This window comes from Micromonospora sp. NPDC049107 (assembly GCF_040648595.1).
Taxonomy (GTDB): Bacteria; Actinomycetota; Actinomycetes; order Mycobacteriales; family Micromonosporaceae; genus Micromonospora.
In genome coordinates this window covers 1-24,682 of sequence record NZ_JBEZEC010000023.1, presented here as the reverse complement: position 1 = coordinate 24,682, position 24,682 = coordinate 1, and the positions used below count along the sequence as shown (strand labels likewise).

Below are 24,682 nucleotides of genomic sequence, written 5' to 3'. Positions count from 1 at the left end.
GGCGGGCGCGGGGCGCGGGGCGCGGGGCGCGGGGCGCGGGGCGCGGGGCGCGGGGCGCGGGGCGCGGGGCGCGGGGTGATCAAGAGGTTTGCGTCACGACACGCCGTGCCCCGTGACGCAAACCTCTTGATCACCGCGCTGAGTCAGCTTCGCGCTGGCGTGGGAGGCGTGGGGGGGGCGTGGGGGGCGTCGGGGGGGCGCGGTGGCTTGTGTGCGGGGGTGGGTGGTTCAGGTGCCGACGGCTCGTTCGGCGAGGCGGGTCAGGTGGGCTTCGTGCAGCCGGCGCAGGGCGCGCACGCCGTCGACGGCCAACTCCTTGTCGGCCGCCTGGAGCGCGATCAACGGCAGCAGGTCGTCGTCGTGCAGTTCCAGGCTGGCCCAGGGCGCCCCGCGATCGAAGCGGACACCCCGGACGACCTCCCAGGGCAGCTCGTACGAGCTGATCACGTTACGCACCCGGATGCGCCGCTCGTCCGCTTCGATGCGCGGGCGGGTGAACAGCAGGAAGCCCAGTGCCCCGAAGATGCCGAGGCCGATCATGGCGATCTGGTCACCGCGCTGGAAGCTGCCGTACCCGTCGCCGGTCGGCCCGCTCAGCGAGGTGGCGACCAGGGCGAACACCACCACCAGCACGATCGCCGCGGACCAGCACACCACCCGGATGCGGCGGGGCTTGAGGCGGACCAGCTCGGTGTCACTCACTCCCCCAGTCTGCCACTCACGTCCGCCCCACCCGCGCACCACCCGCCGAGGCGCCGCCCGTGATCCACCCGAGGTCAGCGAAGTGGGGGTGACCCGCGCGAGCGGACACCCCCACTTCCGCGATCTCGGGTGGATCAATACCCGTCAGAGGCGGCAGGCGTGGATGTTGGTGACCAGGATGGCGCGGGCACCCAGGTCGTACAGCTCGTCCATGATCCGGTGCACGTCGTCGCTGAGCACCATGGCCTGCACGGCCACCCAGCCCTCGCGGTGCAACGGCGAGACCGTGGGCGACTCGATGCCGGGGGTCAACCCGCTGGCCCGGTCCAGCAGACCGGCCGGCACGTCGTAGGCGAGCATCACGTAACGCCGGGCCACCAGCACGCCGTGCAGGCGACGGAGGAGCTGCTCGGCCTGCGTGTGGGCCGGCGCGCCGGCACGTCGCACCAGCACCGCCGACGATCGCAGCAGCGGCTCGCCGAACACGACGAGGCCCGCCTGACGCAGCGTCGCTCCGGTCTCCACCACGTCCGCGATCACGTCGGCCACCCCGAGGCGTACGGCGTTCTCCACGGCGCCGTCGAGGCGGATCACCTCGGCCTTGACGCCCGCCTCATCGAGGTGCCGCTCCACCAGCCCCGGGTACGCGGTGGCGATCTTGTGCCCGCCCAACTCCTGGACGGAGTCGATGTCGTCCGGGCGGGCGGCGAACCGGAAGGTGGCCCGCCCGAAGGCGAGGTCGACGACCTCCTCGGCGGGCGCGGCCGAGTCGATCAGCAGGTCACGGCCGGTGATGCCGAGGTCGAGATCACCGGAGCCGACGTAGGTGGCGATGTCCTTGGGACGCAGGTAGAAGAATTCGACGTCGTTGGCCTCGTCCCGGCAGACGAGGTCCTTGGGATCGGTGCGCTGGCGGTAGCCCGCCTCGCGCAGCATCTGGGCGGCCGGCTCGGCCAGGGTGCCCTTGTTGGGGATGGCGACACGCAGCATGACGGAGTGCTCCTTCGATCGGGTCTGATCAACGACGGGGCGCACTCACAGATGTCGGTAGACGTCCTTGAGCTCGAGACCGCTGGCGAGCATCAGCACCTGGACCTGGTAGAGCAGTTGGGAGATCTCCTCGGCGGTGCGCTGCGGCCCCTCGTGCTCGGCGGCCATCCACGACTCAGCCGCCTCCTCGACGACCTTCTTGCCGATGAAGTGCACGCCCTTGTCCAGAGCGGCGACGGTGCCCGAGCCCGGGGTGCCGGCGGCGGCCTTGGCCTGCAGCTCGGCGAACAACTCCTCGAACGTCTTCACGGGGAACGATTCTTCCAGCCGCCGGGCCACCACCGGACGTCCGGGTCCGGCCGAACCCAGCAGGCGGACAATTCCCTATCGTCCCGGTGGGAAGATCTTCGATCGATGGCCGTGGAGCTTTACGCTGTCCGCCATGGCCAGCCGCTCACGTCTTCTCGCGCTCACCCTCGTCGGCGCCGTCGTCGGCGCCGTCACCGCCTGCGCGCCGCAGGACGAACCGACCCCCACCGTCACCGCCGCGCCGTCCTGCGTCAAGGACAGCCTGCCCACCCGTACGCCGGGCAAGCTCACCATCGCCACCGACCAGCCGGCGTACGAGCCGTGGTTCCGGCAGGACAAGCCGGAGAACGGCGAGGGCTTCGAGGCCGCCGTCGCGTACGCCGTGGCCGAGAAGCTGGGCTACGCGCGGGCGGACGTCGCCTGGACGCGGGTGAAGTTCGACACCGCGATCGCGCCCGGGGAGAAGACCTTCGACTTCGACATCAACCAGTTCTCGGTCACCGACGAGCGCAAGCAGGCGGTGGACTTCTCCGCGCCGTACTACCTGGTGCGGCAGACGGTCATCGCGCTCAAGTCGTCGAAGATCGCCGGCAAGAAGACCGTGGCCGACCTGAAGGGCGCCAAGCTCGGGGCCCAGGTAGGCACGACCAGCTACCAGGCGATCACCGACGTCATCAAGCCCACCGCGAAGCCGCAGGTCTACAACAGCAACGACGACGCCAAGAAGGCCCTGCAGAACGGGCAGATCGACGGTCTCGTGGTGGACCTGCCGACGGCCTTCTACATCACCGGCGCGGAGGTCACCGACGCGGTGATCGTCGGCCAGCTGCCACGGGTCGGCGTGCCGGAGGTGTTCGGGCTGCTGCTGGACAAGAACTCGCCGCTGACCCGCTGTGTGAGCGGAGCCGTCGGTCAGCTCAGCGAGGCCGGCACGCTCAAGGAGCTGGAGCAGAAGTGGCTCGCGCAGGTGGCGGGCGCGGCCGAGCTGACGTGACGCCGCGGGAAACCACCCCCGCCCTAGCGCCACGGGAGCACACCCCCTCGCCGGCCCAGGCGCGGCGAACGGCGTACCGGCGGCGACAGACCGTCTACAGCGTGCTGGTCGCGGCCTCCTCCACGGCGGCGCTCGGCACGTTGCTGGTCGTCGCGGTGACCGGCGCGCCGGGCTGGGACCGGGTACGGGAGTCGTTCCTGGACCCGAAGATCGCCGCCGACGCGCTGCCGACCGTGCTGGACGGGCTCTGGCTCAACGTACGGCTGCTGGTCTGCTGCGCGGCCGGCGCGCTGCTGTTGGGGCTGGTGATCGCCGTGCTGCGGACGCTGCGCGGCCCGATCTTCTTTCCGGTACGGGCGCTGGCCGCCGGCTACACGTACACGTTCCGGGGCCTACCACTGATCATCGTGCTCTACCTGCTCACCCTCGGCGTACCCGGGCTGCGGCTGCGGGGCATGCCGTCGGTGCTGGTGCTGGGCGGGCTGGCGCTGGTGCTCACCTACGGCGGCTACCTCGCCGAGGTGTTCCGGGCCGGCATCGAGTCGGTGCACCCCAGCCAACTCGCGGCGGCCCGGTCGCTGGGCCTGACCTACCGGCAGACGATGCGGCACGTGGTGCTGCCGCAGGCGGTCCGCCGGGTGGCGCCACCGCTGCTCAACGACGTGGTGGCCCTGCAGAAGGACGTCGGGCTGGTCTCGCTCGCCGGCCCGATCGACGCGGTCCGGGCCGCCCAGATCGCCACCGCCCAGACGTTCAACTACACGCCGTACATCGTGGCGGGCGTGCTGTTCGTGCTGCTCGCGATCCCGCTGATCGCGGTCACCGACTGGGTCACGCTGCGCTCGGCCCGCCGCCAGTCGGGAGGCTGACCATGACGCTGCTGCGCTGCCGGGGGCTGCGCAAGGAGTTCGCCGGCCACGTCGTGCTGGACGGGCTCGACCTGACGGTCGCCGAGCACCGGGTGGTGGCGCTGATCGGGGCGTCCGGGTCGGGCAAGTCCACGCTCCTGCGGTGCGTGAACCTCCTCGACGAGTTGGACGACGGGACGATCGAGCTGGACGGGGAGGACATCTCCGACCCTCGGGTCGACGCCGACCGGGTACGCCGGCGGATCGGCATGGTGTTCCAGGCGTACAACCTGTTTCCGCACCTGAGCGTGCTGGACAACATCACCCTCGCACCCCGGCGCGTACACCGGCGGGCCCGCGCGGAGGCCGAGGCCCAGGCCCGCGACCTGCTCGACCGGGTGGGTCTGGGCGCGAAGGCGCACGCCTTTCCGGACGCCCTCTCCGGCGGGCAGCAGCAGCGGGTGGCGATCGTCCGGGCGTTGGCGAACTCGCCCCGGCTGATGCTGCTCGACGAGGTCACCTCGGCGCTGGACCCGGAACTCGTCGGCGAGGTGCTGACGATGATCCGGGACCTGAAGGCCGACGGGATGACCATGGTGCTGGCCACCCACGAGATGGGCTTCGCCCGGGAGGTCGCCGACGAGGTGTGCTTCCTCGACGCGGGGCGCGTCGTCGAGAGCGGCCCGCCGGAGCAGGTGCTCGGCGAGCCGACGCAGCCCCGTACCCGGCAGTTTCTGCGCCGGATCATCGAGGCCGGCCGGCTCTGAGACAGGCCGGCCGCCGCCGAGAACCCGGCCGCCACCGGAGACAGGCTGGCCGCCGCCGAGAACCCGGCCGCCGCCGGAGACAGGCCGGCCGCCACCGGAGACAGGCCGGCCGCCACCGGAGACAGGCCGAGCGGGTCAGCCGGCGAAGCCGACCCGCTGCGCGTTGCCCGCCGCGACGGTACGCACGGCCAGCGCGGCGTCGAGCGCCGCGACGGTCGCCGCCCAGCCCTTGTCCTCCGCCGAGCCGGGCAGGCCGGCCCGGTCCCGGGCCTGCTCGATGGTCTCCACGGTGAGCACACCGTGGGCGACCGGCTTGCCCTCGTCCAGCGCCACCCGGGTCAGCCCGTCGGTGACCGATCGGCACACGTAGTCGAAGTGGGCGGTCGCGCCGCGGACGACCACGCCGAGCGCGACCACCACGTCGCAGCGGCGGGCGAGGGCCTGGGCGACGACGGGCAGCTCGACCGAGCCGGCGACGCGGGCGACCACGGATCGCGCGCCGCACGCCTCGGCGGCGGCGACCGCGCGCTCCAGCATGTGGTCGGTCAGGTCGCCGTGCCAGCGCGCGGCCACCACGCCGACGGTCAGCCCTGCGGCGTCCACCGCGTCGACTCCCGGCTCACCGAAACCCGCCATCGTCATGCTCCGATCTCGTCGTTGGCGACCGGACGCCCCAGCGGCGCCTCGGACACCTCGTCCAACTCGTCCAGCAGGTGACCCATCCGGTCCCGCTTGGTGCGCAGGTAGCGCAGGTTCTCCGGGTGCGCGCCGGCCGGCAGGCTCTCCCGGCCGGTGATGGTGAGCCCGTAACCCTCCAGCCCGGCCCGCTTGGCCGGGTTGTTGGTGAGCAGTCGCATCGAGCGCACGCCCAGGTCGTAGAGGATCTGAGCGCCGGTGCCGTAGTCGCGGGCGTCGGCCGGCAGGCCCAGGTCGAGGTTGGCGTCGACGGTGTCGCGGCCCTGGTCCTGCAACTGGTACGCCTGGAGCTTGTGCAGCAGCCCGATGCCGCGTCCTTCGTGGCCGCGCACGTAGAGCACCACGCCCCGGCCCTCACGGGCGACCCGGGCCAGCGCGGCGTCCAACTGCGGCCCGCAGTCGCAGCGCAGCGAGCCGAACACGTCCCCGGTCAGGCACTCGGAGTGCACCCGGACCAGCACGTCCTGGCCGTCGCCGAGGTCTCCGATGACCATGGCCACGTGCTCGGCCGGGTCGTGCTCGGCGCGGTAACCCAGCGCGCGGAACACCCCGTGCCGGGTGGGCATCCGAGCCTCGGCCACCTGCTCGACCTGCTTCTCGGTCCGCCGCCGGTAGGCGATCAGGTCGGCGATGGTGATCAGCACGAGGCCGTGTTCGGCGGCGAACTTCTCCAGGTCCGGCAACCGCATCATGGTGCCGTCGTCGTTGACCAGCTCGCAGAGCACGCCCGCCGGACGCAGCCCGGCGAGCCGGGTCAGGTCGATCGCCGCCTCGGTGTGGCCGGGCCGGCGCAGCACCCCGCCCTCGCGGGCGCGCAGCGGCACCACGTGCCCGGGACGCGCCAGGTCCGTCGGGTCGGTGGCCGCGTCGGCGAGCAGTCGGATGGTGTGCGCGCGGTCGGCCGCCGAGATGCCAGTGCTGACCCCCTCCCGGGCGTCGACGGTCACCGTGTACGCGGTGCCGCGCCGGTCCTGGTTGGTGTGGTGCATGGGCGGCAGGTCGAGGCGGTCGGCCTCGCTCTCGGTCAACGGCACGCAGACGTACCCCGAGGTGTAGCGCACCATGAACGCCATCAGCTCCGGCGTGGCCAGCTCGGCCGCGAAGATCAGGTCGCCCTCGTTCTCCCGGTCGGCGTCGTCGACCACGACGACCGGCCGTCCGGCCGCGATCTCGGCGATCGCCTGCTCGATGTCGGCGAAGCTCATGCCGCCACTCCGCTTCGCCGAACGGTCCGAGCCCCGGCCGGGTCGGTCTGGCCCGGCACGGCCACGCGGCCTCGGCCGGGGGTCGGACTGTGAGCAGTGGCGTCATGAGGCACCATGGCGCTTGACCTGATGATTCGCTCGCTTTGCTCGCTCATGCGACGGCCTCCGTGTAGGTGGGTGGGAGCGCGGCGGCCGGGCGGGTGGCGCGCGACGTGTGCCACCAGGCGGCGAAGCCCCAGGCGCAGAGGGCGCCGTAGATCAGGTACATGGCCGCCGACGGGTAGAACCCGCCGCGCAGCAGCAGCGGCACGCCGACGGCGTCCACCGCGATCCACACCAGCCAGAACTCGACCCAGCCGCGGGCCATGCCGTAGGTGGCGAGCAGACTGCCGGTGAGGATCCAGGCGTCCGGCAGCGGACCCCAGGAGCCCAACGCCTTGAGCAGCGGGTACGCCGCGGCGGTGCCGACGACGGCGGCCAGCAGCAGGGCGAGCCGTTCCCGCCCGGTGGCCCACCGTGGCAGCACCGCGGCGTGCTGGGCGTCGGCCCGACGGTTGCGCTGCCAGCGCCACCAGCCGTAGACGCTCACCGCGAAGAAGAAGACCTGCCGGCCGGCCTGCCCGTACAGGTCGTGGGCCTGCGGGGTGGCGAACACGCCGCCGAGGAAGACGGTGAACAGCAGCGCGTTCCCGATCATGCCGACCGGCCAGGCCCAGACCAGCCGGCGCAGCCCGAGCAGCGCCGAGATCAGGCCGAACGCGTTGCCGACGATCTCCCGGACCAGCACCGGCGAGCCGGCCACCTGCACCTGGGCGTCGAGGAGCCAGCCGAGGGCGCCCATCAGGCCACCTCGTCGGTCTCGGCGAGCCGACTGCCCAGCAGCCGCTCGACGTACTTGGCCACCACGTCGACCTCAAGGTTGACCGGGTCACCGACGCCCTTCGCGCCGAGGGTGGTCAGCTTGAGGGTGGTCGGAATGAGCCCGACGGCGAACTCGTCGACGCCGACGGCTGCCACGGTCAGCGACACGCCGTCGATCGTGATCGAGCCCTTCTCCACCACGTACCGCGACAGGTCGGCGGGGAGCCGGAACCGCACGGTCTCCCACTGCTCGGCCGGTTCGCGGGAGATCAGCTCGCCGACACCGTCGACGTGCCCCTGCACGAGGTGCCCACCGAGGCGGCTGCCCAGCGCGGCGGCCCGTTCCAGGTTGACCGGGTCGCCCGCGTGCAGCGCGCCCAGCGCGGAGCGGCGCAGGGTCTCGCCCATGACGTCGGCGGTGAAGACGCCGTCGGCCGCGTCCACGACGGTCAGGCAGACACCGTTGACGGCGATGGAATCACCGTGCCGGGCGTCGGAGGTGACGAGCGGGCCCCGCACGGCGATCAGCGCGGAATCACCCGCCGTGGCCGTGACGCGCACGATCTCGCCCAATTCCTCGACAATGCCGGTGAACATGTCAGCCCTCCCTCTTTCGGGGCAAAGCGGTGATCCGGAGATCCGGACCGACCTGCGTAACGTCGACGAGCTCCAGATCGATGGCCTCAGCGATGGTCGTCACTCCCGCGTCGACCAGGGCGGTGGGGCCGGCGCCGAGCAGCCGCGGCGCGACGTACCCGACGATCTTGTCCACCAGGCCGGCGGCCAGGAACGCGCCGGCCAGCCGGGGCCCACCCTCCAGCAGCACGGCGCGGACGCCGCGCTGGTGCAGCGCCGCGAGCAGCGCCGGCAGGTCGACCCGGCCGTCCTTGCCCGCGCCGACCTCGGCGGCGGTCGCGATCCACGTCCGCGCGGCGCCGTCGCGGACCCGGGCGTCCACCGGGGTACGCCCCGAGCTGTCCACCACGACCCGCAGCGGCTGCCGGATGGCCAGGCTGCCGTCGCGCAGGTTGCGGGCGGTCAGGCGCGGATCGTCGGCGAGCACGGTGCCCACCCCGGCGATGACCGCGTCGACAGTGCCGCGCAGCGCGTGCACGTCGATCCGGGCCGCCTCCGAGGTGATCCACATGCTGGTGCCGTCCTCGGCGGCCGACCGGCCGTCGAGGGTGGCGGCGTACTTCCAGATGACGTACGGCCAGCCCCGGCGCATCGAGGTCAGCCAGGCCACGTTGCCGGCCTCGGCCTCCTCGCCGCGTACTCCCAGGTCCACCTGGACGCCGGCGGAGCGCAACGTGGCGGCGCCGCCGGTGGCCACCGGATTAGGGTCCGGTACGGCGATGACCACCCGGCCCACGCCGGCCTGGACCAGCGCGGTGCTGCAGGGGCCGGTGCGGCCGGTGTGGTCACACGGTTCCAGAGTGACGACCGCGGTGCCGCCCTTGGCGCGCCGGCCGGCCTGGGCCAGCGCGACGATCTCGGCGTGCGGTCCGCCCGCGTACGCGTGGAAGCCCTCGCCCACGACCTGGCCGTCCGCGTCGAGCAGCACGCACCCGACCACCGGGTTGGGGCTGGTGGTGCCCAGCCCGCGCGCCGCCAGCTCGATCGCACGCCGCATCGCCTCGTCGACGGAGACGCTGGCCATCGCCCTGTCCTGCCCTCTCACTCGCCTCATCGCGCGGGCGGTCAGGGAGGCGGTATGGACCGCGGGCAGGCGGCGGCGGATTCCGGGTACGGCACAGCCGCCCCGGTTGGGCGGCACGGCACGCTGAAGCCAGCGGCCGGCTCGGACCCGTCCGTCCCGCGCGCTGTCTCCCATCCGGACTGTCTGGGCGCGGACGAGCCGCACCCAACCGTCGGCCCCGGATTTTCACCAGGTCCACCGGGCGGCAGAGCCGTCCGGGTCGCGGGCTGACCACGGTTGGACCGTGGATCACCGCCGGTTCGGAATTTCACCGAGTCCCGCCAGCGCGTGGTGGGTACTTCGCAGTCTTACACGCCGAACCCGGCGTGTCGTTATTCAGGCGAGCTACTTCACAGCGGGATCACGCGTCAGGTGACGCCGCGCCGCCGGTCCACGGCGACATACGACCCCGGTTGGCTCTTGGCGACCGTCTTCATCTCCGAGGCCACCGCGATGGCCTCGAGCGGGTCGGTGAACCGCTTGCCGGCGTCGGACAGCGAGACGCCGATCGAGAGCGTGACCAGGGCCGCCCGGCGGATGTTGCCGCGCCGGTCCTTCAGCTCGACGAAGCCGCGCTCACGGTCGGTCGCGTCGTAGAGCGTGTCGGCGGACTTCTCGAAGTCGACCACCGCCCGAGAGGTGAGCGGGCGGACCTGGTCGGGCGCGCAGACGATCACGAAGTCGTCGCCGCCGACGTGGCCGAGGAAGGCCGGCGGCAGCCCCACCGCCACCACGGCCCGGTGCAGGCTGCGGGCCAGGGCGGAGATGAAGTCGTCGCCCCGGACGAAGCCGTACCGGTCGTTGACGCTCTTGAACCGGTCGATGTCGATGTAGCCGACCGCGTAGTCCACCCCCTGCCGGACCCGGTCGCTGATCTCCCGCCGGATGCGACTGTTGCCGGGCAGTCCGGTGAGCGGGGACACCTCCCGGAACTCCTTGTTGCGCCGCAGCGTCGAGGAGACCCGGGCCACCAGCTCGGCGGTGTCGAACGGTTTGACCAGGTAGTCGTCCGCGCCCGCGCTGAGCCCGTGGACCTTGTCCACGGTCATCCCCTTGGCCGTCAGCATGATCACCGGCAGGGCGGAGGTCATCGGGTCGGCGCGCAGCCGCCGGGTCAGCTCCAGCCCGTCGATGCGGGGCATCATGAGGTCGACCACGGCGAGATCCGGCCGCTGGCGCTCGATGACCTCCAGGGCCTCCTGACCATCGCTGGCGTGGATCACCTCGAAGCCGTGCAACCGCAGGTTGAACTCGACGAACCGGGCGATGTCCTCGTCGTCGTCGACGACGAGGATGACGTCCTTGCGGTCGACCTCGGGCTCCATCTCAGGCCTCGGGCGCCGCGCGTTCCGCCAGCGCCCGCAGGTGCCGTACCGCCTCCGCCGGGTCGGCGGCGCCGTAGACGGCGGTGCCGGCCACGAACGCGTCGGCGCCGGCCGCGGCCGCCTGCTCGATGGTGTCGGCGGCGATCCCGCCGTCCACCTCGATGCGCAGCTCCAGGTGCCCGGCGTTCACGTGCCGACGGGCGGCGCGGACCTTGTCCAGCAACTGCGGGATGAACCGCTGGCCGCCGAAGCCCGCCTTGATCGTCATGATCAACAGGGTGTCGAAGCTGGGCAGCAGGTCCAGGTACGGCTCGATCGGGGTGTCCCGGTCGATGGCCAGTCCAGCCTTCGCGCCGGCCGAACGCAGGTCCTTGGCCAGGGCCACCGGGTCGTCGGCCGCCTCGACGTGGAACGTGACGTTGTACGCCCCGGCGTCGGCGTACCCCGGGGCCCACCGACGCGGGTCGGAGATCATCAGATGCACGTCGAACGGCATCGTGGTGGCGGCCCGCAGGCTCTGCACCACGGGCAGCCCGATGGTCAGGTTGGGCACGAAATGGTTGTCCATCACGTCCACGTGCAACCAGTCCGCGGCGTCCTCGACGGCACGGACCTCTTCGGCGAGGCGAGCGAAATCGGCGGCCAGGATGCTCGGCGCGACGATTGGCGGCGGTACGGTCACGGGGCCAGTGTACGAACGCGGCCACCCGCCGCCCGCAGCACGGCACCAACTCCGACACGCTGTGATCCACCAGTGACCAGTAGTGCAGAATAAACCGGTCCGGATCCTCGAATCCGGACGAACAGACATCAGTGGCTGGCCGATCGACCCAAACGCGACGACACTCCAAGCGGGACGGTGCCGTAGGCTGCACGCCCGCCGGGGTCGCGCCACGGGGCGCGGCGACCGGTCGCCAGCTCCCGGGAGGGCGGACGATGCGACGGTGGCTTGCAGCGCTGGCGCTGGTCGGCGTCACGACGATGCTGCTGTCCGGCTGCGCGCCGGCACGCGGCGCGGACGGTGATCTCACCGACGACTGGCCGGAGTTGCGGGTTCCCCGACCGTTCACCCCGGCCACCGACACCTGCCTGCCCAGGATCACCGCGGTCGTGCAGGCCAGCACGTACGAGACCGTCGACTGCGCCCGCAGCCACCTCGCCGAGGCGATCCACGTCGGCACGTTCACCGGACCGGCCGCGCGGGCCGGCGCCCGGCCGGGCCCGGGTTCGACCGCGCTGCGCGCGGCCCGCGCCGAGTGCGACCAGCGGGCCCGGGACGTGCTCGGCGGTGACTGGCACACGGCCCGGCTCACCCTGACGCTCTCGCTGCCCACGGCGCCGGCGTGGACCGGCGGCGCACGCTGGTTCCGCTGCGATCTCAGCGAGACCGACAGCATCGACAACACCCGCCCGGTGAACCGCGTCGGCAGCCTGCGTGGCGCGCTGATCGGCGACAGCCCGCTGACCCACCGCTGTTTCGACCCCAAGCTGATCGGCGACAACCTCAACTACATGGCCCCGGTGCTCTGCACCGAGCCGCACCGCGCCGAGTTCGTCGGCGTCTACGAGGAGAAGGACCTGAGCTGGGCGGCCTTCACCCGCTCTGGCGAGCAGGCGCACCGGCGCTGCATGGCGCTGATCGCCGCGTACGTGGCCGTGCCCAACAACAGCGAACTGCCGTACCGGGCCGGGTCCATCTACTACCCACCGTCGCAACGGGAGTGGGAGGAGGGCGACCGCGGGGTGCGCTGTTTCCTGTGGAGCGACGACCGGAAACTCACCCGTTCGATGCGCGGAGCCGGCCCCGAGGGACTACCCGCGATCTGACCTACGGTGCCGTATGCTGCTGCGCCGTGGCGTTACCGGCCGGCTGGAGGTCGACCGGAGGTCACCGGCGGCGGGAGGTCGAAGATGCGACGGTGGTTGACGGCGATTGCCGGAGGCGCGGCGGTGGCCCTGGCCCTCACCGGCTGTGGCACGCCCACCGGAGTTGACCGGAACCTCACCGACGACTGGCCGGCGCCCGTGGCGGCGCAGCAGTTCGTTCCCGCGGCCGGTGTCTGCCACCACTCCTTTCAGCAGGTCGGGTTCCTCAGCGGCTACAACCCGATGGAGTGCAGCGAGGCGCACCGGGTGGAGACGATCCACGTCGGCACGCTCACCGGTCCCGGCGCGGAGCGCGGCACCACCCCACCCCCGGGCTCCGAGGGCATGCGGGCCGCACAGGCCGGCTGCGAGAAGGAGGTCACCAAGGCGGTCGGCGGCGACTGGCGCTCCGGACGCCTGGGACTGACCGTCGTGCTGCCGTCGGCGCCCGCCTGGGCCGGCGGCGCCCGCTGGTACCGCTGCGACGTCACCGAGATCGCCAGCATCGACGACACCGCCGTCGACCTGCGCACCGGCAGTCTGCGGGGGGCGCTGGCCGGCGCGGCCCCGCTGGCCTACCGCTGCTTCAACCCGAAGCTGGTCAAGGACGACATCGAGGCGATGGTGCCGGTGTCCTGCACGGCGAAGCACCACGCCGAGTTCGTCGGGATCTGGCGTGCCCCGGACATCAGCTACGCGGAGTTCAACCGCACCACCAAGCGCACCCACCGCGCGTGCCAGTCGGTCACCGCCAAGTACGCCAAGGTGCCGGACGACTCCAAGCTCGACTTCCGCGCCGGGACGATCTACTACCAGCCGTACGAGCAGGAGTGGAAGAACGGCAACCGTGGGGTGCAGTGCTTCCTGTGGATCAGCGACCGGAACCTGACCCGCTCGATGCGCAACGCCGGCAACAAGGGCCTCCCCATCACCTGACCCCCCTCTCGCTGAGCTGAAAGGAAGGGCCCCTTGTTAACGCCTGGCGTATAACAAGGGGCCCTTCCTTTCACTTAGCGGGGCGGCTCAGCCTCGGCGCAGGACGGCGAGGAACATCGCGTCGGTGCCGTGCCGGTGCGGCCACAGCTGCACGGTGGGGCCGTCACCCAGGCCGGGCATGCCGGCCGGCAGCAACGGTCGGGCGTCGACGAAGTCCACCGCCACGCCGCTGCGACGGGCCGCCTCGGTGACCGTCACGTGGGTCTCCACCGTGTGCGGCGAGCAGGTCACGTAGGCGACCAACCCGCCCGGCCGGACCGCCCGCAGCGCCGCGCCCAGCAGCTCGCGTTGCAGCCGGGTCAGCGGCGGCAGGTCCGACGGCTGCCGCCGCCAGCGCGACTCGGGACGCCGGCGCAGCGAGCCCAGCCCGGTGCACGGCGCGTCGACCAGCACCCGGTCGAAGTGGCCCTCCGGCAGCTTTGGGTCAGCGCCGACCTCGCGACCGTCCATCGCGAGCACGGTCACCGGCAGGCCCCGGGTCGCCTGGGACACCAGCCGGGCCCGGTGCTCGGCCACCTCCACGGCGGTCAGGCGGGCGCCCCGCTGCGCGGCCAGCGCGCCGAGCAACCCGGCCTTTCCGCCGGGACCGGCGCACAGGTCCAACCAGCGCCCGTCCGGGCCGTCCAGCGGCGCGTCGGCGAGCGCGGCGGCCACCAGTTGGGAGCCCTCGTCCTGGACGTGGGCGCGGCCGTCGACCACCGCCGCCACGTCGCCCGGGGCGCCGCCGGGCAGATAGACGGCGTACGGGGAGAAGGCGCCGGGCGCCCCGCCGACCGCGTCGGCCAGCTCGACCGGATCGATCAACCCGGGTCGGGCGCACAGGTGCACCGGGGGACGCTCGTTGTCCTCGATCAGGAGTCGGGCCGTCTCGCCCAGGTCGCCGCCGAGCGTCTCGGAGAAGGCCCGCACGATCCACTGCGGGTGGCTGTAGGCCAGCGCCAGGTGCCCGACCGGGTCGGTCTCGATCGGCGGCGCGAGTTTGGCCACCCACCCGTCGATGTCACGGGTCGACACCTCGCGCAGCACCGCGTTGGCGAACCCGGCCGCGCCCGGCGCGACCGAGCGGACCAGGTCCACGGTCGACGACACGGCCGCGTGCGGGGGCACCCGCGTGTGCAGGAGCTGGTACGCCCCGATCCGCAGCGCGTCGCGTGCCGGCGGGTCGATCCGGGCCACGTCCCGGCCGGCCGCGTCGCTGAGGATCGCGTCCAGCGTGCCCAGGTGACGCAGCGTGCCGTAGGTCAGCTCGGTGGCGAAGGCCGCGTCGCGGCCGTACAGCCCCTCCTCGCGCAGGATGGTGGGCAGCACCAGGTTGGCGAAGGCGTCGTCGCGGTGCACGGCGGCGAGCGCCTCGTACGCCGCGCGGCGCGGCCGGTCCAGCGGCGGTCGCGCCGGCCGGCGGTCGCCACCGCGGCCGGTCGACGGACCGCCCCGGTATGGACGCGTCCCCTCCGGGGCCGTCACGCGAGTCCCTCGCCGGCGCTGACGCGGACGCCGCGCGCCCAGTCGGTGGCCGCCATGGCCCGCTTGCCCGCGGCGCGGACCTCGCCGAGGCGCACCGGCCCGGTGGCCGTGCCGGCCAGCACGCGGGTCTTCTCCACCAGCAACTCCCCCGGTTTCAGGTCCGGGCCGTCGGCCACCGTCACGACCGGGCCGAGCTTCACCCGCTCGTCGCGGAAGGTCGTCCACGCGCCGGGCGCCGGCGTGCAGGCGCGGATGCGCCGGTCCACCGCGAAGGCCGGGTCGCCCCAGCGGACCCGGGCGTCCTCCACGGTCAGCTTCGGCGCGAGAGACACCCCGTCGGCCGGCTGCGGCTCGGCGCGGGCGGTGCCGTCGGCGATCGCGTCGAGCACCGCCACGAGCAGCCCCGCGCCACTGTCGGCGAGGCGTTCCAGCAGGTCGCCGGAGGTGTCGCCGGGACGGATCTCGTCGGTCAGGGTGCCGTAGACGGGCCCGGTGTCCAGGCCCTGCTCCAACTCGAAGACGCTGGCCCCGGTCAGCTCGTCGCCGTGCAGCACGGCGTGCTGTACGGGTGCGGCACCCCGCCAGGCCGGTAGCAGCGAGAAGTGCAGGTTGATCCAACCGTGGCGGGGGATCTCCAGCGCGGACGGCGGCACCAGCGCGCCGTAGGCCACCACCGGCACACAGTCCGGGGAGAGCGCGCGCAGCCGGTCGAGGAACTCCGGGTCGCGGGGTCGGGCCGGCGTGAGCACCTCCACGCCGTGCTCGTCGGCCCAGACGCCGACCGGGGAGCGGGACAGGCCCCTCCCCCGTCCGGCGGGCGCGTCGGGTCGGGTGACGACGGCGACCAGTTCGTGCTGGGAGGCCGCGACGGCGGCCAGGGCCGGTACGGCCACCGCCGGAGTGCCGGCGAAGATCACGCGCATCCGGGTCACCGACCCAGACCGAAGGGGTCGCTGATGTGCGGGCTCAGCTTGACCGTGGGCGGGGCCGAACCGTCGTACCACTCGGCCTGGCGGATCGCCTTCATGGCCTCCTTGCGCCCCTGCGCGTCCAGTCGGTCCAGGAAGAGCACCCCGTCGAGGTGGTCGGTCTCGTGCTGCACGCAGCGCGCCATCAGGCCGCTGCCGACGATCTGCATCGGGTCGCCGAACGAGCTGAAGCCCTTGGCGACGACGTTCTGCCGACGCTTGGTGTCGAAGTAGAGCCCGGGGATCGACAGGCAGCCCTCCGGGCCGTCCTGCTCCTCCTCGTCGGGGAACTCCAGCACCGGGTTGATCAGGTGCCCGAGCACGTCGTCGACGTCGAAGGTGAACACCCGCAGGCTCACGCCGAGCTGCGGCGCGGCCAGACCGGCGCCGTTCTGCTCCCGCATCGTGTCGGTGAGGTCGGCGACGAGCCGACGTAGCTCGGCGTCGAAGTTGACCACCGGATCGGCCGGCGTGCGCAGCACCGGATCCCCAAAAAGACGGATGGGCTGGACGGTCACGCGGGACGGCTCCTTCGTCGGACGGGCGAGCGGTGCCGTACCAGTCTACGGAGTGCCCGGCAGCGCTCCGGCCGGCGTACCTCGATCGGCCGGGGCCGGTGTGCCCAGCGTCACCAGCAGGCTCTCGTAGCCGCGCAGGGTCAGCCGGGTCCGGTGCCGGGGCGGCTCGGCCAGTGCCAGCTCGGGCAACCGGCGCAGCAGCAGCGGGAACGCCAGCTGCGCCTCCAGCCGGGCAAGGCCGGCGCCGAGGCAGTAGTGCGGACCGGCACCGAAGGACAGCGGGTGCGCCTGCTCACGCGTGGGGTCGAAACGCTCCGGGTCGGTGAAGCGGCGGGGGTCGCGGTTGGCCGCGCCGAGCAGCAGCAGCGCCGTGCTGCCGGCCGGCAGGTCGAGCCCGCCGCAGCGCACCGGCGCCGCGCTGGTCCGGGTGGTCAGCTGCACCGGGGAGTCGTAGCGCAACAGCTCCTCGACGTACGCCGGGACGAGCCCGGGGTCGGCGCGCAGCGCGTCGGCGTCGTCGGGGTGGCGCAGCAGCACGACGAGGCCGTTGCCGAGCAGATTGGTGGTGGTCTCGAAGCCGGCCACCAGCAGCACCACCAGGTTGGCCAGCAGTTCGTCGCCGGTGAGCCGCTCGCCGTCGGCGTCGTGGACCTGGACCAGCGCGGTGGTCAGGTCATCGGCCGGTTCCCGGCGCCGGGCGACGATCAGCTCGACGAAGTAGTCGCGCAGCTCGGCTGCGCCCGCGTCGGCGACTGCCAGCTCCTCGGTGGTGATCTCCGGCTCCAGCACCCCGGTCATGTCGCCGGCCCAGCGGCGGAACAGCGGTCGGTCCTGCGCCGGCACGCCGAGCAGCGCGCAGATCACCCCGACCGGGAGCGGGTACGCGAAGTCGGCGAGCACGTCGACCGGCCGGCCGTCCTCGGCGCGCTCGATCATCGCGTCGAGCAACTCCTCGGCCTGCGCCCGCACCACGTCACGCATCCCGGCGATCCGGCGCGGACTGAACACCCCGGCGGCGAGCCGACGCATCCGGCTGTGGTCGGGCGGGTTGGTCCGCAGCATGGACCGGGCGATCGACTTCATCGCCGGGCTCTGCCGCCAGTTCGGCCACACCTGGTCCCGCAGCGCGTCGTCGAGCACCACGAGCCGGGGGTCGCGCAGCAGCTCGTCGACCTCCGGGTAGCCGGTCACCACGTACAGGCCGGGCAACGCCTCGACCACCGGACCGTGCGAGCGCAGCCGCTCGTACGTCGGGTACGGATCGACGCGTCCCTGCGGCGACATGAGCAGTGTGAGCGCCTCGGCAGCCTCCATGGTCGGCCTCCCCGTCGATGCGTGGAAGGCTCCATCATCCCGGTGCCGCCGCCGGAAGGCATCCCCTGCCCGGCGCTCGTCAGCCCCCGGCGGTCGCCGCCGCGGCCAGCAGGGCACGGACCCGCTCGGCGTCGGGATGGCCGAGGTCGTCGAGGATGCGCAGGGCACGCCGCCAGGTCCGCACCGCGCCGACGGTGTCCCCCGCCGCCTGGCGGCTCTCGCCGAGCCGGGACAGGGTGTCCGCCTCGTCGTACCGGTCGCTGATCCGCCGGTAGAGCCGGAGCGCCCGCCCGTAACAGCGGATCGCCTCGGCGTGGTCGCCCAGGCGGGCGTGGATGAAGCCGAGGCTGTCCCAGGTGTTCGCCTCACCGTGCCGGTCGCCGGTGCGGCGCAGCAACGTCAGCGCCTGCCCGCAGTGCGTGAGCGCCGGGGCGTACTGCCCGAGCTGGGCGTGCGCCCAGCCGACCGCGTTGCGGGCGCTCGCCTCCCCGGCGAGGTGGCCGGCGTCGCGGTACAGCGCCAGCGCCCGCTGCCCGTGCTCCAGCGCCTCGGCGTGCCGGCCGAGGCCGTCGAGCATCGCGCCGAACGCCCGGTGGGTACGCGCCTGCCCGGTGTGGTCACCCAACGCCCCGAAGATCGCCAGGGCGTGCCGGTAGTTGGTCGCCGCCTCGTCCACCCGACCCAGCCGGGACAGCACCCGGGCGAGGTCCCGGTGGGCGTTCGCCTGCCCGAGTCGGTCGCCCGCCCGGCGGGCCCCGGCCAGGGCGGTCCGCTGGGCGGCGGCGAGGTCCGGCCACCGCCCCCGGCGTTGCAGGAAGTCCACCAGCGTCCACGCCAGCTGCCAGGCGTGGCTGTCGAACCCGACGCGCCGGGCGTGCGCGACGGCCGCCAGGAGCACCGGGTACTCGGTGGTGAACCAGGCGAGCGCCCGCCCGTGGTCGATGATCTCCTCGGGCCGCACACCGGGGGCGACCGGGGCCAGGGTGACCGGATCCCGGCCCGGTTGCAGCAGCAGCGCGGCCGCGTGGGCGGTGTGCAGGTAGTGGTCCAGTCCACGCCGGATCGCGGCCCGTCGGGCGCCGGCCGGTTCGAACCGCTCGGCCTGCTGGACGGCGTACGCCCGGAGCAGGTCGTGCGCGCCGAACCGACCGGGTGCGTGCTCGGTGACGAGGTGCGCGTGGGCCAGCTCCGCCAGCAGTCGGGGCGCCTGCTCGCGGGGCACCCCGGCCAGGCTGGCCGCCGCCGCCACGCCGATGTCCGGGCCCGGGTGGCAGCCGAACAGCCGGAACAGCCGCGCGGCCGGGGGCGTCAGGCTCCGGTAGGACCAGGAGAACACGGCCTGCACGTCGGTGCCGGCGTCACCGGCGTCGAACGATTCCAACGGGTGGGGCGCCTCGCGCAGCTCGGCCGCGAGGCTGGCCAGGGGGAAATCGGGATTTGCCGCGCCCCGCGCGGCGAGTACCGCCAGCGCCAGCGGCAACCGCGCGCACCGCTCGATGATCTCGTCCACCGCCCCTGGCTCGAGGGTCAGCCGGTCCGCGCCGAGCCGGCGGGCCAGCAGCTGCCACGCCTCGGCGGCGCTGAGCAGCTCCACGCCCACCGGCCGGGCGCCCTCGGCGGCGACCAGACCGGCCAGGCGGTTGCGGCTGGTGACCAGGACCAGGCAGGTCGCGCTGCCGGCCAGCAGCGGCCGGACCTGCTCGGCGTCGCGGGCATTGTCCAGCAGCACCAGCATCCGACGGCCGGCGAGCAGGCTGCGGTACAGGCCCACCTGCGCGCTCAGGTGGGTGGGGATCCGTTCGGGCGGCACCGCGAGGGCCTCGAGGAACCCCCGGACCGCCTCGACGGGCGTCACCACCGTGCCGGTGGCGTCGAATCCTCGCAGGTCGACGTAGAGCTGACCGTCCGGGAAGCGGTCGGCGACCCGATGCGCCCAGTGCACCGCCAGGGTGGTCTTGCCGACCCCGGCCGTACCGGACAGGGTCACCACCCCGGCGGGCGCCACGCCGCCGTCGTCGGCGGCGTCCGGGCTGGCCCAGGCGGTGTCGAGCTGCGCGAGCTGGGCGGTACGTCCGACGAATCCGGGCAGCGCCGGGGGCAGTTGACGGGGTACGGGGAGGCGGTTCGACGTCGCGGCGACCCGTGCGCCGCCGCCCTGGGGGCGCGCCGCCCCGGCGCCCGCCCGTACGTCGGTCGCGTGGTCGCCGGTCGGGCGTCGGCGTCGCTCCTCGATCCGGTCCCGCGCGGTGGCCAGCACACCCTGCTCGGTGGGGCTCGCGCCGAGCAATCGGATGAGCGCGTCGAACCGCTCCGGCGGGGGCAGGACGTTACCGGCGAAGTACTCCCCGATGATGCCGCGTGACCAGCCGGTCTTCGCCGCCAACTGCCGGTATGTCAGCCGGGTCTCGCCCTGCTGCCGTGCTTCGCGGCGGCGAAGTTGGCGCAGCAGACCGGCCAGATCCGGCAGGGTCTGCGCCGCGGCGGCACGGCGTGCCACGTCGCACCCCCCGGGCGACTCCTGGGCCCCGGCACGAACGCCGGGCGGAATCCACTGGTCGGACATGCGGCCCCCACCCCCTCCCGGTCACCCGGCGCCCCGGATGCCGACACGGGCAGGCTAGACGCGGCTACCAGCGGTGAGATAGGAGATCGCCGATGTCTGACAGTTCACATCGGACCTTTCGCCGTCCGGTGGTGTCCGACCGTGTCCAATCCCGTCCAGGATCGCCGTCCGGATCGGACGTCGCGTGCCACCGTCCCTGGTGCGGGCCCGGCCCGCGCCACGAACCCTGGGGAAGGGGTACAGATGATCCGTCCACACCCGAACGCCCGACGGTCCGCGTCGATGCTGCGTCGCATCGCCGTGGCTGCCTGCGGCCTCACGCTGCTCGTCACGGGCGTGACCGCCACGTCGGCCACCGCCGCGCCGAAGGGCAAGGCCACCACCACCGGATCGTTCGTCGACAGCACCGCGGTGCCAGGCGGCTTCGCCTCCTGGTCGGAGCTGCTCCAGTTGCAGCAGCGGATGAACACCGCCGCCGCCCAGATCACCAACGCCGCGCAGCGCAGCGCGAACTCCGGCTTCGCCGGCATCGTCGCCGATCCCGCCACCCGTCATCTCCAGGTCTACTGGAAGGGCGAGCCGCCGGCCCGACTGGTGGCCAACGCCCGGGCCACCGTCGCGACGACGGTGCTGCCCGCCACGTACTCGCAGCGGGAGCTGATGGTCGCGGCCGACAAGCTGCGCGCCACGGCCGGCGACAAGATCACGACGGTGGGGCCGCGCGCCGACGGCGCCGGCCTGCTCGTCGGTACGCAGAGTGGGCTGCTCGGGGCGACGGCTCTCGCCGGCGTTCCGGTGACCGTCCAGACCGGCGTCGCCGCCGCTCCCGCCACCCGGTGGGACGACAGCCCGCCCTGGTGGGGTGGCGCCGCGTGGCGCAACACCTCCACCGGTGGCGGCTGCTCGACCGGCTTCGGCGTCTACCAGGGCGGGGTGTCGCGGGTACTCTCCGCCGCGCACTGCGCCAACCTCAACGTCGTGGCGGCCGACCCGACCGGGCAGACCATCGGCACCGTCATCAGCCGCAACGTCAGCAGCGACAGCCTGCTCATCGCGGGCAGCGGCGGCGGCCGGGTCTTCAACAACAGCACGGACGCGAACGGCGCGGTGGTCAGCGAGTTCAGCAACCAGGTGATCGGCGCGCAGGCCAGCCAGGTCGGCAACTGGGTGTGCAGCTCCGGCGCGTACTCCGGCACCCGGTGCTCGATCCAGGTGAAGGCCCGCAACCTGTGCATCAACGTGCGCAACTTCGGTACGGTCTGCGGTCAGGTGCAGGCCGAGAACACCGCCCACACCAACGCCGTCGGCCAGGGTGACAGCGGCGGCCCCGTGGAGATCGTGAACGCGGCGAACACCCTCCAGGTCTGGGCGACCGGCACCAACACCGCCATCGACGACACCAACACGACGACGGCGTGCACCGGCTACGTGACCGCCGGGCGGGTGTGCGCCTGGCGGTTCTACTACGAGGACATCTTCTCCGGCATGGCCGGCGTGGGCGCCTCCGGAGTCGTCCTGGGCTGACGCCTCCGCACGACCATCGTCCAACCCGACACCCGGGCCGGCGCGCGTCCCGCGCGCCGGTCCGGCGTCGCGCTCAGGCTGCGCCTAGGCGCCGACGCCCGTGTCCGCGGCGAGCACGGCGTCGCCGCGGAGCAGCGCCGGCTCCGGCAACGGCAGGTGGATCTTGTGGGCGGCCTCCCAGTCGTAGACCAGGCCCGGCCGCACCTGAGCGGCGAAGTAGTCCACGGCGCTCATCCCGCCGACCACCGGCTCGTCGACCTCGGCGACGAGCTGCGCCGGCACCAGGGAGAAGCCGTTCTGCAGGGCGGCGCTGAGCCGCCGGTGACCGTCGACGACGAAGAAGTACTCCCCCGTGAAGCCGATCTTGAGCGGCTCCAACGACTCGTCGCCGGCCTCGGCCACGTCGCCGACGAACTCGCTGTCCCAGAGGCCACGCAGGGTGGCGATGTCCTCGGTCGGGTAGACCCGCGCCGGATCCAGCAGCAGCAGCGGCGGGCCGTCGCGCAGCACCTCGGCGCCGAGCGTGCCCTCGTACGCGGCGACGATGTGCTCGACCACCTCGGCGGCGGAGGCCCGGGTGGTGTCACAGATCAGGTCGTAGTTGCGCAACCGCGCCTTGTCCACCCCGTAGCGGAGGATGAACCGGCTGCGCTCGCTGGCGCTGCGCTCGCGGAGCTTGGCCTTGGCCTCCTCGTGCGAGGCGTAGCTCTCCGCCGGGCCGGACGGGCGGGCCAGCACCCGGCGGGCCGCCTCACCCGGCTCGGTGATCATGTGCACCTTGAGCGCGTCGGTGAAGAAGTGCCAGGCCAGCCGCGAATCCATGATCAGGTGTTCGCCGGAGGCGGCGATGTCGCGCTGGAGCTGGTCGACGTACCCGTCGACGGCCTGGTCCAGTTCGGCGTGCAGGTTGAGTTGCAGGGCGGTCATCTGCCGCTGCTGCGCCATCTCCCGATAGAGATCACCCACGCTGACCCGGCGCATACCGAGCCGCTTGGCGATCTCCACCGACACCGTGCTCTTGCCGCTGCCGAGGTCGCCGTTGAAGACGATCGATTGTCGAACGGTCACGACTGGTCCACCCCTGATAACCGGCTTCCTGACATCATCGACAGCCCGAGCATGACGGGCGATGCTACCACCTCGTCACCAGCGTTCTGCCGGACGCGGTGTGCGGGCACCGGTCGCCGCGCCCGCCTGCCACCGCCCGCGAAACGGTCAGAACAGGCTCAACGGATCGACCTGGAGACGAACCGGCTCGGCGGCCTTGCGGGCGGCGCGCACCCCGGCAGCCGAGTGCAGAGCCTCGGCGAGCGCGGCGGCCCGTGCCCGGGGCACCCGCAGCAGCATCCGTTCGCGCCCTTCCTCGGCCGGCACGGGCCCGAGCACCTCGGCGTCGGCGGGCAATCGCGCCGCGTCGAGCAGGTCGGCCACCGCCTCGGCCGGGCCGGTGACGCTCGCCATCCGTACCGCCGGTGGGAAGCCCAGCTCGCGGCGCTCGGCCAGCTCCCGACCGGCGAACCAGGCGGCGTCCCAGCGCAGCAACGCCTGCACCGGGGCGAGCGCGCCGTCGGCGACGACCACCACGCGGCCGGCCGGCGCCGGGCGGGCCAGCGCCGCCGCGGCCAGCCAGCGGCGCAGCGCCTCCTCGCCGGCACGCAGGTCGGCCCGGGTCAGCAGGGCCCACGAGTCGAGCAGCAGCACCGCGCCGTAGCCGCCGGCCGCGACCGGTTCGGCACCGGGCGTGGCGACGACCAGGGCGGCCGTGCCGGGCACGTCGGTCAACACCTCCTCGCGCCCCGAGGTCCGCACCGGCACGTCGGGGAACGCCCGGCCCAACTCCTCGGCGGTACGCCGGGCGCCGGTGACCGCCGCCCGCAGCCGCCGCCCGCCGCACTGGGGACAGGCGTACGCGGCGGCGACCCGGGCGCACCACCGGCAGGCGGGAGTGCCGCCGGCCGACGGCAGGGCCAGCGGGCCGGCGCAGTGCGCGCAGCGGGCCGGGGTGCGGCAGTCGGCGCAGGAGACCGAGGGCAGGTAGCCGCGGCGGGGTACCTGCACGAGCACCGGCAGGCCCGCCCGGAGCGCGTCGCGGGCGGCCGTCCAGGCCAGGCTGGGCAGCCGCGCGGTGGCCGCACCGGGATCACGGGCGAGCTGCGGATCGTCCCCGGTCGGCGCGATGGCCGGTATCCGCGCCCGCACCGTCGCCCGGTCGGCGACCACCTCCCGGGCCCAGCCGGTCTCCAGCAGCAACTGCGCCTCGGCCGTACGCGCGTACCCGCCGACCAGCGCTGCGGCCTCGCCGAGCCGCGCTCGGGTGAGCAGTACGTCGCGGGCGTGCGGATAGGGCGCGCGGGGTTCGGAGTGCAGGTCGTCCCCGTCGTCCCAGACGGCGACGAGACCGAGCCGGCGCACCGGGGCGAACATCGCCGCCCGGGTGCCGATGACCACCGGCACCTGCCCGCGACGGGCGGCGAGGAACGCCCGGTAGCGCCGGGCCGGCCCGAGGGCGGCGGAGAGTGCGACGTGCCGCCCGGGGCCCAGCACGTCGGTCAGCGCCGCGTCGAGACGGTCGAGGTCGCGCGCGTCCGGCACGACGACCACCGCGCCGCGCCCACCGGCGACGGTGGCGGCCACGGCGTCGGCGTAGCGGGCGGCCCAGTCCTCGCCGGGCAGGGCCGACCAGACCGCACGGGCGGGCCGGCCGTCGGTGAGCGCCCGCAACAGCGCCGGCCCGGCCGGATAGTCCCGCCATCCCCTCGGGTCGACCGACTCCCCCGGTGCGGCGGAACCTTCCGGCACCCCGGACTCCCCGGGCACCGCCGGCCCGCCACGCACCGCCGGCCCGCCACGCACCGCCGGCCCGCCACGCACCGTCGGTCCGCCAGGCACCGCCGGCCCGGCGGCATCATCGGACTCGGCCGCACCGTCGGCCACGGCTGTCGCGGCGGCATCACCGGACTCGGCGGTACCGTCTGGCACTGCCGTCACGGCCGCACCGCCGGGCTCGGCCGCACCGCCGGGCGCAGCCGCACCGCCGGGCTCGGCCGCACCGCCGGGCGCAGCCGCACCGCCG

23 protein-coding genes and 1 riboswitch are annotated in these 24,682 nt (G+C 73.6%); of the genes, 6 read left to right on the top strand and 17 right to left on the bottom strand.

Features of this window, described 5'->3' with window-relative positions:
- Positions 1 to 228: 228 nt before the first annotated feature.
- The 3 genes from AB0B55_RS32600 to AB0B55_RS32590 form a co-directional block, all read right to left on the bottom strand.
- Complete coding sequence (locus AB0B55_RS32600) at positions 229 to 702, bottom strand: PH domain-containing protein (protein WP_357133387.1); 474 nt, start codon at positions 700 to 702, stop codon at positions 229 to 231.
- A 144-nt stretch (positions 703 to 846) separates the two neighbouring features.
- Positions 847 to 1,692 (bottom strand): ATP phosphoribosyltransferase, encoded by an 846-nt coding sequence (hisG, locus tag AB0B55_RS32595; protein ID WP_357133389.1) that lies wholly within the window; start codon positions 1,690 to 1,692, stop codon positions 847 to 849.
- A 45-nt stretch (positions 1,693 to 1,737) separates the two neighbouring features.
- Positions 1,738 to 2,001: a phosphoribosyl-ATP diphosphatase gene (locus tag AB0B55_RS32590; RefSeq protein ID WP_089016570.1), complete on the bottom strand. Its 264-nt coding sequence runs from the start codon at positions 1,999 to 2,001 to the stop codon at positions 1,738 to 1,740.
- Between the two features lie 133 nt (positions 2,002 to 2,134).
- Between AB0B55_RS32590 and AB0B55_RS32585 the strand changes: the two genes are divergently transcribed.
- From AB0B55_RS32585 to AB0B55_RS32575, 3 genes are read left to right on the top strand one after another with little or no spacing between them, the layout of a single operon-like run.
- Positions 2,135 to 2,995 (top strand): ABC transporter substrate-binding protein, encoded by an 861-nt coding sequence (locus tag AB0B55_RS32585; RefSeq protein WP_357133391.1) that lies wholly within the window; start codon positions 2,135 to 2,137, stop codon positions 2,993 to 2,995.
- Positions 2,992 to 3,864 carry an amino acid ABC transporter permease gene (locus AB0B55_RS32580; protein ID WP_357133393.1) on the top strand — a complete coding sequence of 291 codons (873 nt, stop codon included), beginning with the start codon at positions 2,992 to 2,994 and terminating at the stop codon, positions 3,862 to 3,864. Before AB0B55_RS32585 ends, AB0B55_RS32580 begins: the two co-directional genes overlap by 4 nt.
- A 2-nt stretch (positions 3,865 to 3,866) precedes the next feature.
- Complete coding sequence (locus AB0B55_RS32575) at positions 3,867 to 4,610, top strand: amino acid ABC transporter ATP-binding protein (protein ID WP_357133395.1); 744 nt, start codon at positions 3,867 to 3,869, stop codon at positions 4,608 to 4,610.
- A gap of 135 nt (positions 4,611 to 4,745) precedes the next feature.
- On the opposite strand, the gene ribH is transcribed toward AB0B55_RS32575, so the two are convergent.
- From ribH to rpe, 7 genes are all read right to left on the bottom strand, one after another.
- Entirely contained in the window at positions 4,746 to 5,246 is a 501-nt protein-coding gene (gene ribH / locus AB0B55_RS32570) for a 6,7-dimethyl-8-ribityllumazine synthase (protein WP_355053145.1), read from the bottom strand.
- Positions 5,247 to 5,248: 2 nt separating this feature from the next.
- Complete coding sequence (locus tag AB0B55_RS32565; protein WP_357133397.1) at positions 5,249 to 6,511, bottom strand: bifunctional 3,4-dihydroxy-2-butanone-4-phosphate synthase/GTP cyclohydrolase II; 1,263 nt, start codon at positions 6,509 to 6,511, stop codon at positions 5,249 to 5,251.
- A 151-nt stretch (positions 6,512 to 6,662) separates the two neighbouring features.
- Positions 6,663 to 7,352: a nicotinamide riboside transporter PnuC gene (gene pnuC / locus AB0B55_RS32560; protein ID WP_357133399.1), complete on the bottom strand. Its 690-nt coding sequence runs from the start codon at positions 7,350 to 7,352 to the stop codon at positions 6,663 to 6,665.
- Positions 7,352 to 7,969, bottom strand: coding sequence for a riboflavin synthase (locus AB0B55_RS32555; RefSeq protein WP_357133401.1), 618 nt, complete (start codon positions 7,967 to 7,969; stop codon positions 7,352 to 7,354). Before AB0B55_RS32555 ends, pnuC begins: the two co-directional genes overlap by 1 nt.
- A gap of 1 nt (position 7,970) precedes the next feature.
- On the bottom strand, positions 7,971 to 9,032 hold the full coding sequence (ribD, locus tag AB0B55_RS32550; RefSeq protein WP_357133403.1) for a bifunctional diaminohydroxyphosphoribosylaminopyrimidine deaminase/5-amino-6-(5-phosphoribosylamino)uracil reductase RibD: 1,062 nt from the start codon (positions 9,030 to 9,032) through the stop codon (positions 7,971 to 7,973).
- Positions 9,033 to 9,190: 158 nt separating this feature from the next.
- Positions 9,191 to 9,361, bottom strand: a riboswitch (FMN riboswitch).
- 78 nt (positions 9,362 to 9,439) lie between these two features.
- Entirely contained in the window at positions 9,440 to 10,396 is a 957-nt protein-coding gene (locus tag AB0B55_RS32545) for a response regulator (protein ID WP_357133405.1), read from the bottom strand.
- Position 10,397: 1 nt separating this feature from the next.
- Positions 10,398 to 11,078, bottom strand: coding sequence for a ribulose-phosphate 3-epimerase (rpe, locus tag AB0B55_RS32540; RefSeq protein WP_357133407.1), 681 nt, complete (start codon positions 11,076 to 11,078; stop codon positions 10,398 to 10,400).
- Between the two features lie 254 nt (positions 11,079 to 11,332).
- Here rpe and AB0B55_RS32535 point away from each other — a divergent pair, with 254 nt between their 5' ends.
- Together AB0B55_RS32535 and AB0B55_RS32530 are read left to right on the top strand one after the other, a co-directional pair.
- Positions 11,333 to 12,223 carry a septum formation family protein gene (locus tag AB0B55_RS32535; RefSeq protein ID WP_357133410.1) on the top strand — a complete coding sequence of 297 codons (891 nt, stop codon included), beginning with the start codon at positions 11,333 to 11,335 and terminating at the stop codon, positions 12,221 to 12,223.
- 84 nt (positions 12,224 to 12,307) lie between these two features.
- Complete coding sequence (locus tag AB0B55_RS32530) at positions 12,308 to 13,198, top strand: septum formation family protein (RefSeq protein WP_357133412.1); 891 nt, start codon at positions 12,308 to 12,310, stop codon at positions 13,196 to 13,198.
- Positions 13,199 to 13,285: 87 nt separating this feature from the next.
- Here the strand turns inward: AB0B55_RS32530 and AB0B55_RS32525 are convergent, their stop codons facing one another.
- From AB0B55_RS32525 to AB0B55_RS32505, 5 genes are all read right to left on the bottom strand, one after another.
- Positions 13,286 to 14,722 (bottom strand): transcription antitermination factor NusB, encoded by a 1,437-nt coding sequence (locus AB0B55_RS32525; protein ID WP_357133414.1) that lies wholly within the window; start codon positions 14,720 to 14,722, stop codon positions 13,286 to 13,288.
- On the bottom strand, positions 14,719 to 15,645 hold the full coding sequence (gene fmt / locus AB0B55_RS32520; protein ID WP_357175969.1) for a methionyl-tRNA formyltransferase: 927 nt from the start codon (positions 15,643 to 15,645) through the stop codon (positions 14,719 to 14,721). Before fmt ends, AB0B55_RS32525 begins: the two co-directional genes overlap by 4 nt.
- Positions 15,646 to 15,650: 5 nt before the next feature.
- Positions 15,651 to 16,208, bottom strand: coding sequence for a peptide deformylase (gene def / locus AB0B55_RS32515; protein ID WP_355243190.1), 558 nt, complete (start codon positions 16,206 to 16,208; stop codon positions 15,651 to 15,653).
- A gap of 45 nt (positions 16,209 to 16,253) precedes the next feature.
- The gene (locus tag AB0B55_RS32510) at positions 16,254 to 17,522 is read right to left on the bottom strand and encodes a cytochrome P450 (RefSeq protein ID WP_357133419.1); all 1,269 of its coding nucleotides are present in this window, start codon (positions 17,520 to 17,522) and stop codon (positions 16,254 to 16,256) included.
- Positions 17,523 to 17,601: 79 nt separating this feature from the next.
- Positions 17,602 to 20,085 (bottom strand): tetratricopeptide repeat protein, encoded by a 2,484-nt coding sequence (locus tag AB0B55_RS32505; protein WP_357175966.1) that lies wholly within the window; start codon positions 20,083 to 20,085, stop codon positions 17,602 to 17,604.
- 243 nt (positions 20,086 to 20,328) lie between these two features.
- On the opposite strand from AB0B55_RS32505, the gene AB0B55_RS32500 reads away from it, so the two are divergent.
- Positions 20,329 to 21,609, top strand: a complete 1,281-nt coding sequence (locus AB0B55_RS32500) for a hypothetical protein (protein WP_357133423.1) — start codon at positions 20,329 to 20,331, stop codon at positions 21,607 to 21,609.
- Between the two features lie 84 nt (positions 21,610 to 21,693).
- Here the strand turns inward: AB0B55_RS32500 and AB0B55_RS32495 are convergent, their stop codons facing one another.
- Both AB0B55_RS32495 and AB0B55_RS32490 read right to left on the bottom strand, forming a co-directional pair.
- Complete coding sequence (locus AB0B55_RS32495) at positions 21,694 to 22,677, bottom strand: AAA family ATPase (protein WP_357133425.1); 984 nt, start codon at positions 22,675 to 22,677, stop codon at positions 21,694 to 21,696.
- Between the two features lie 147 nt (positions 22,678 to 22,824).
- Positions 22,825 to 24,682: primosome assembly protein PriA (locus AB0B55_RS32490; protein ID WP_357175963.1), on the bottom strand; the 1,858-nt coding region annotated here is incomplete at its 5' end.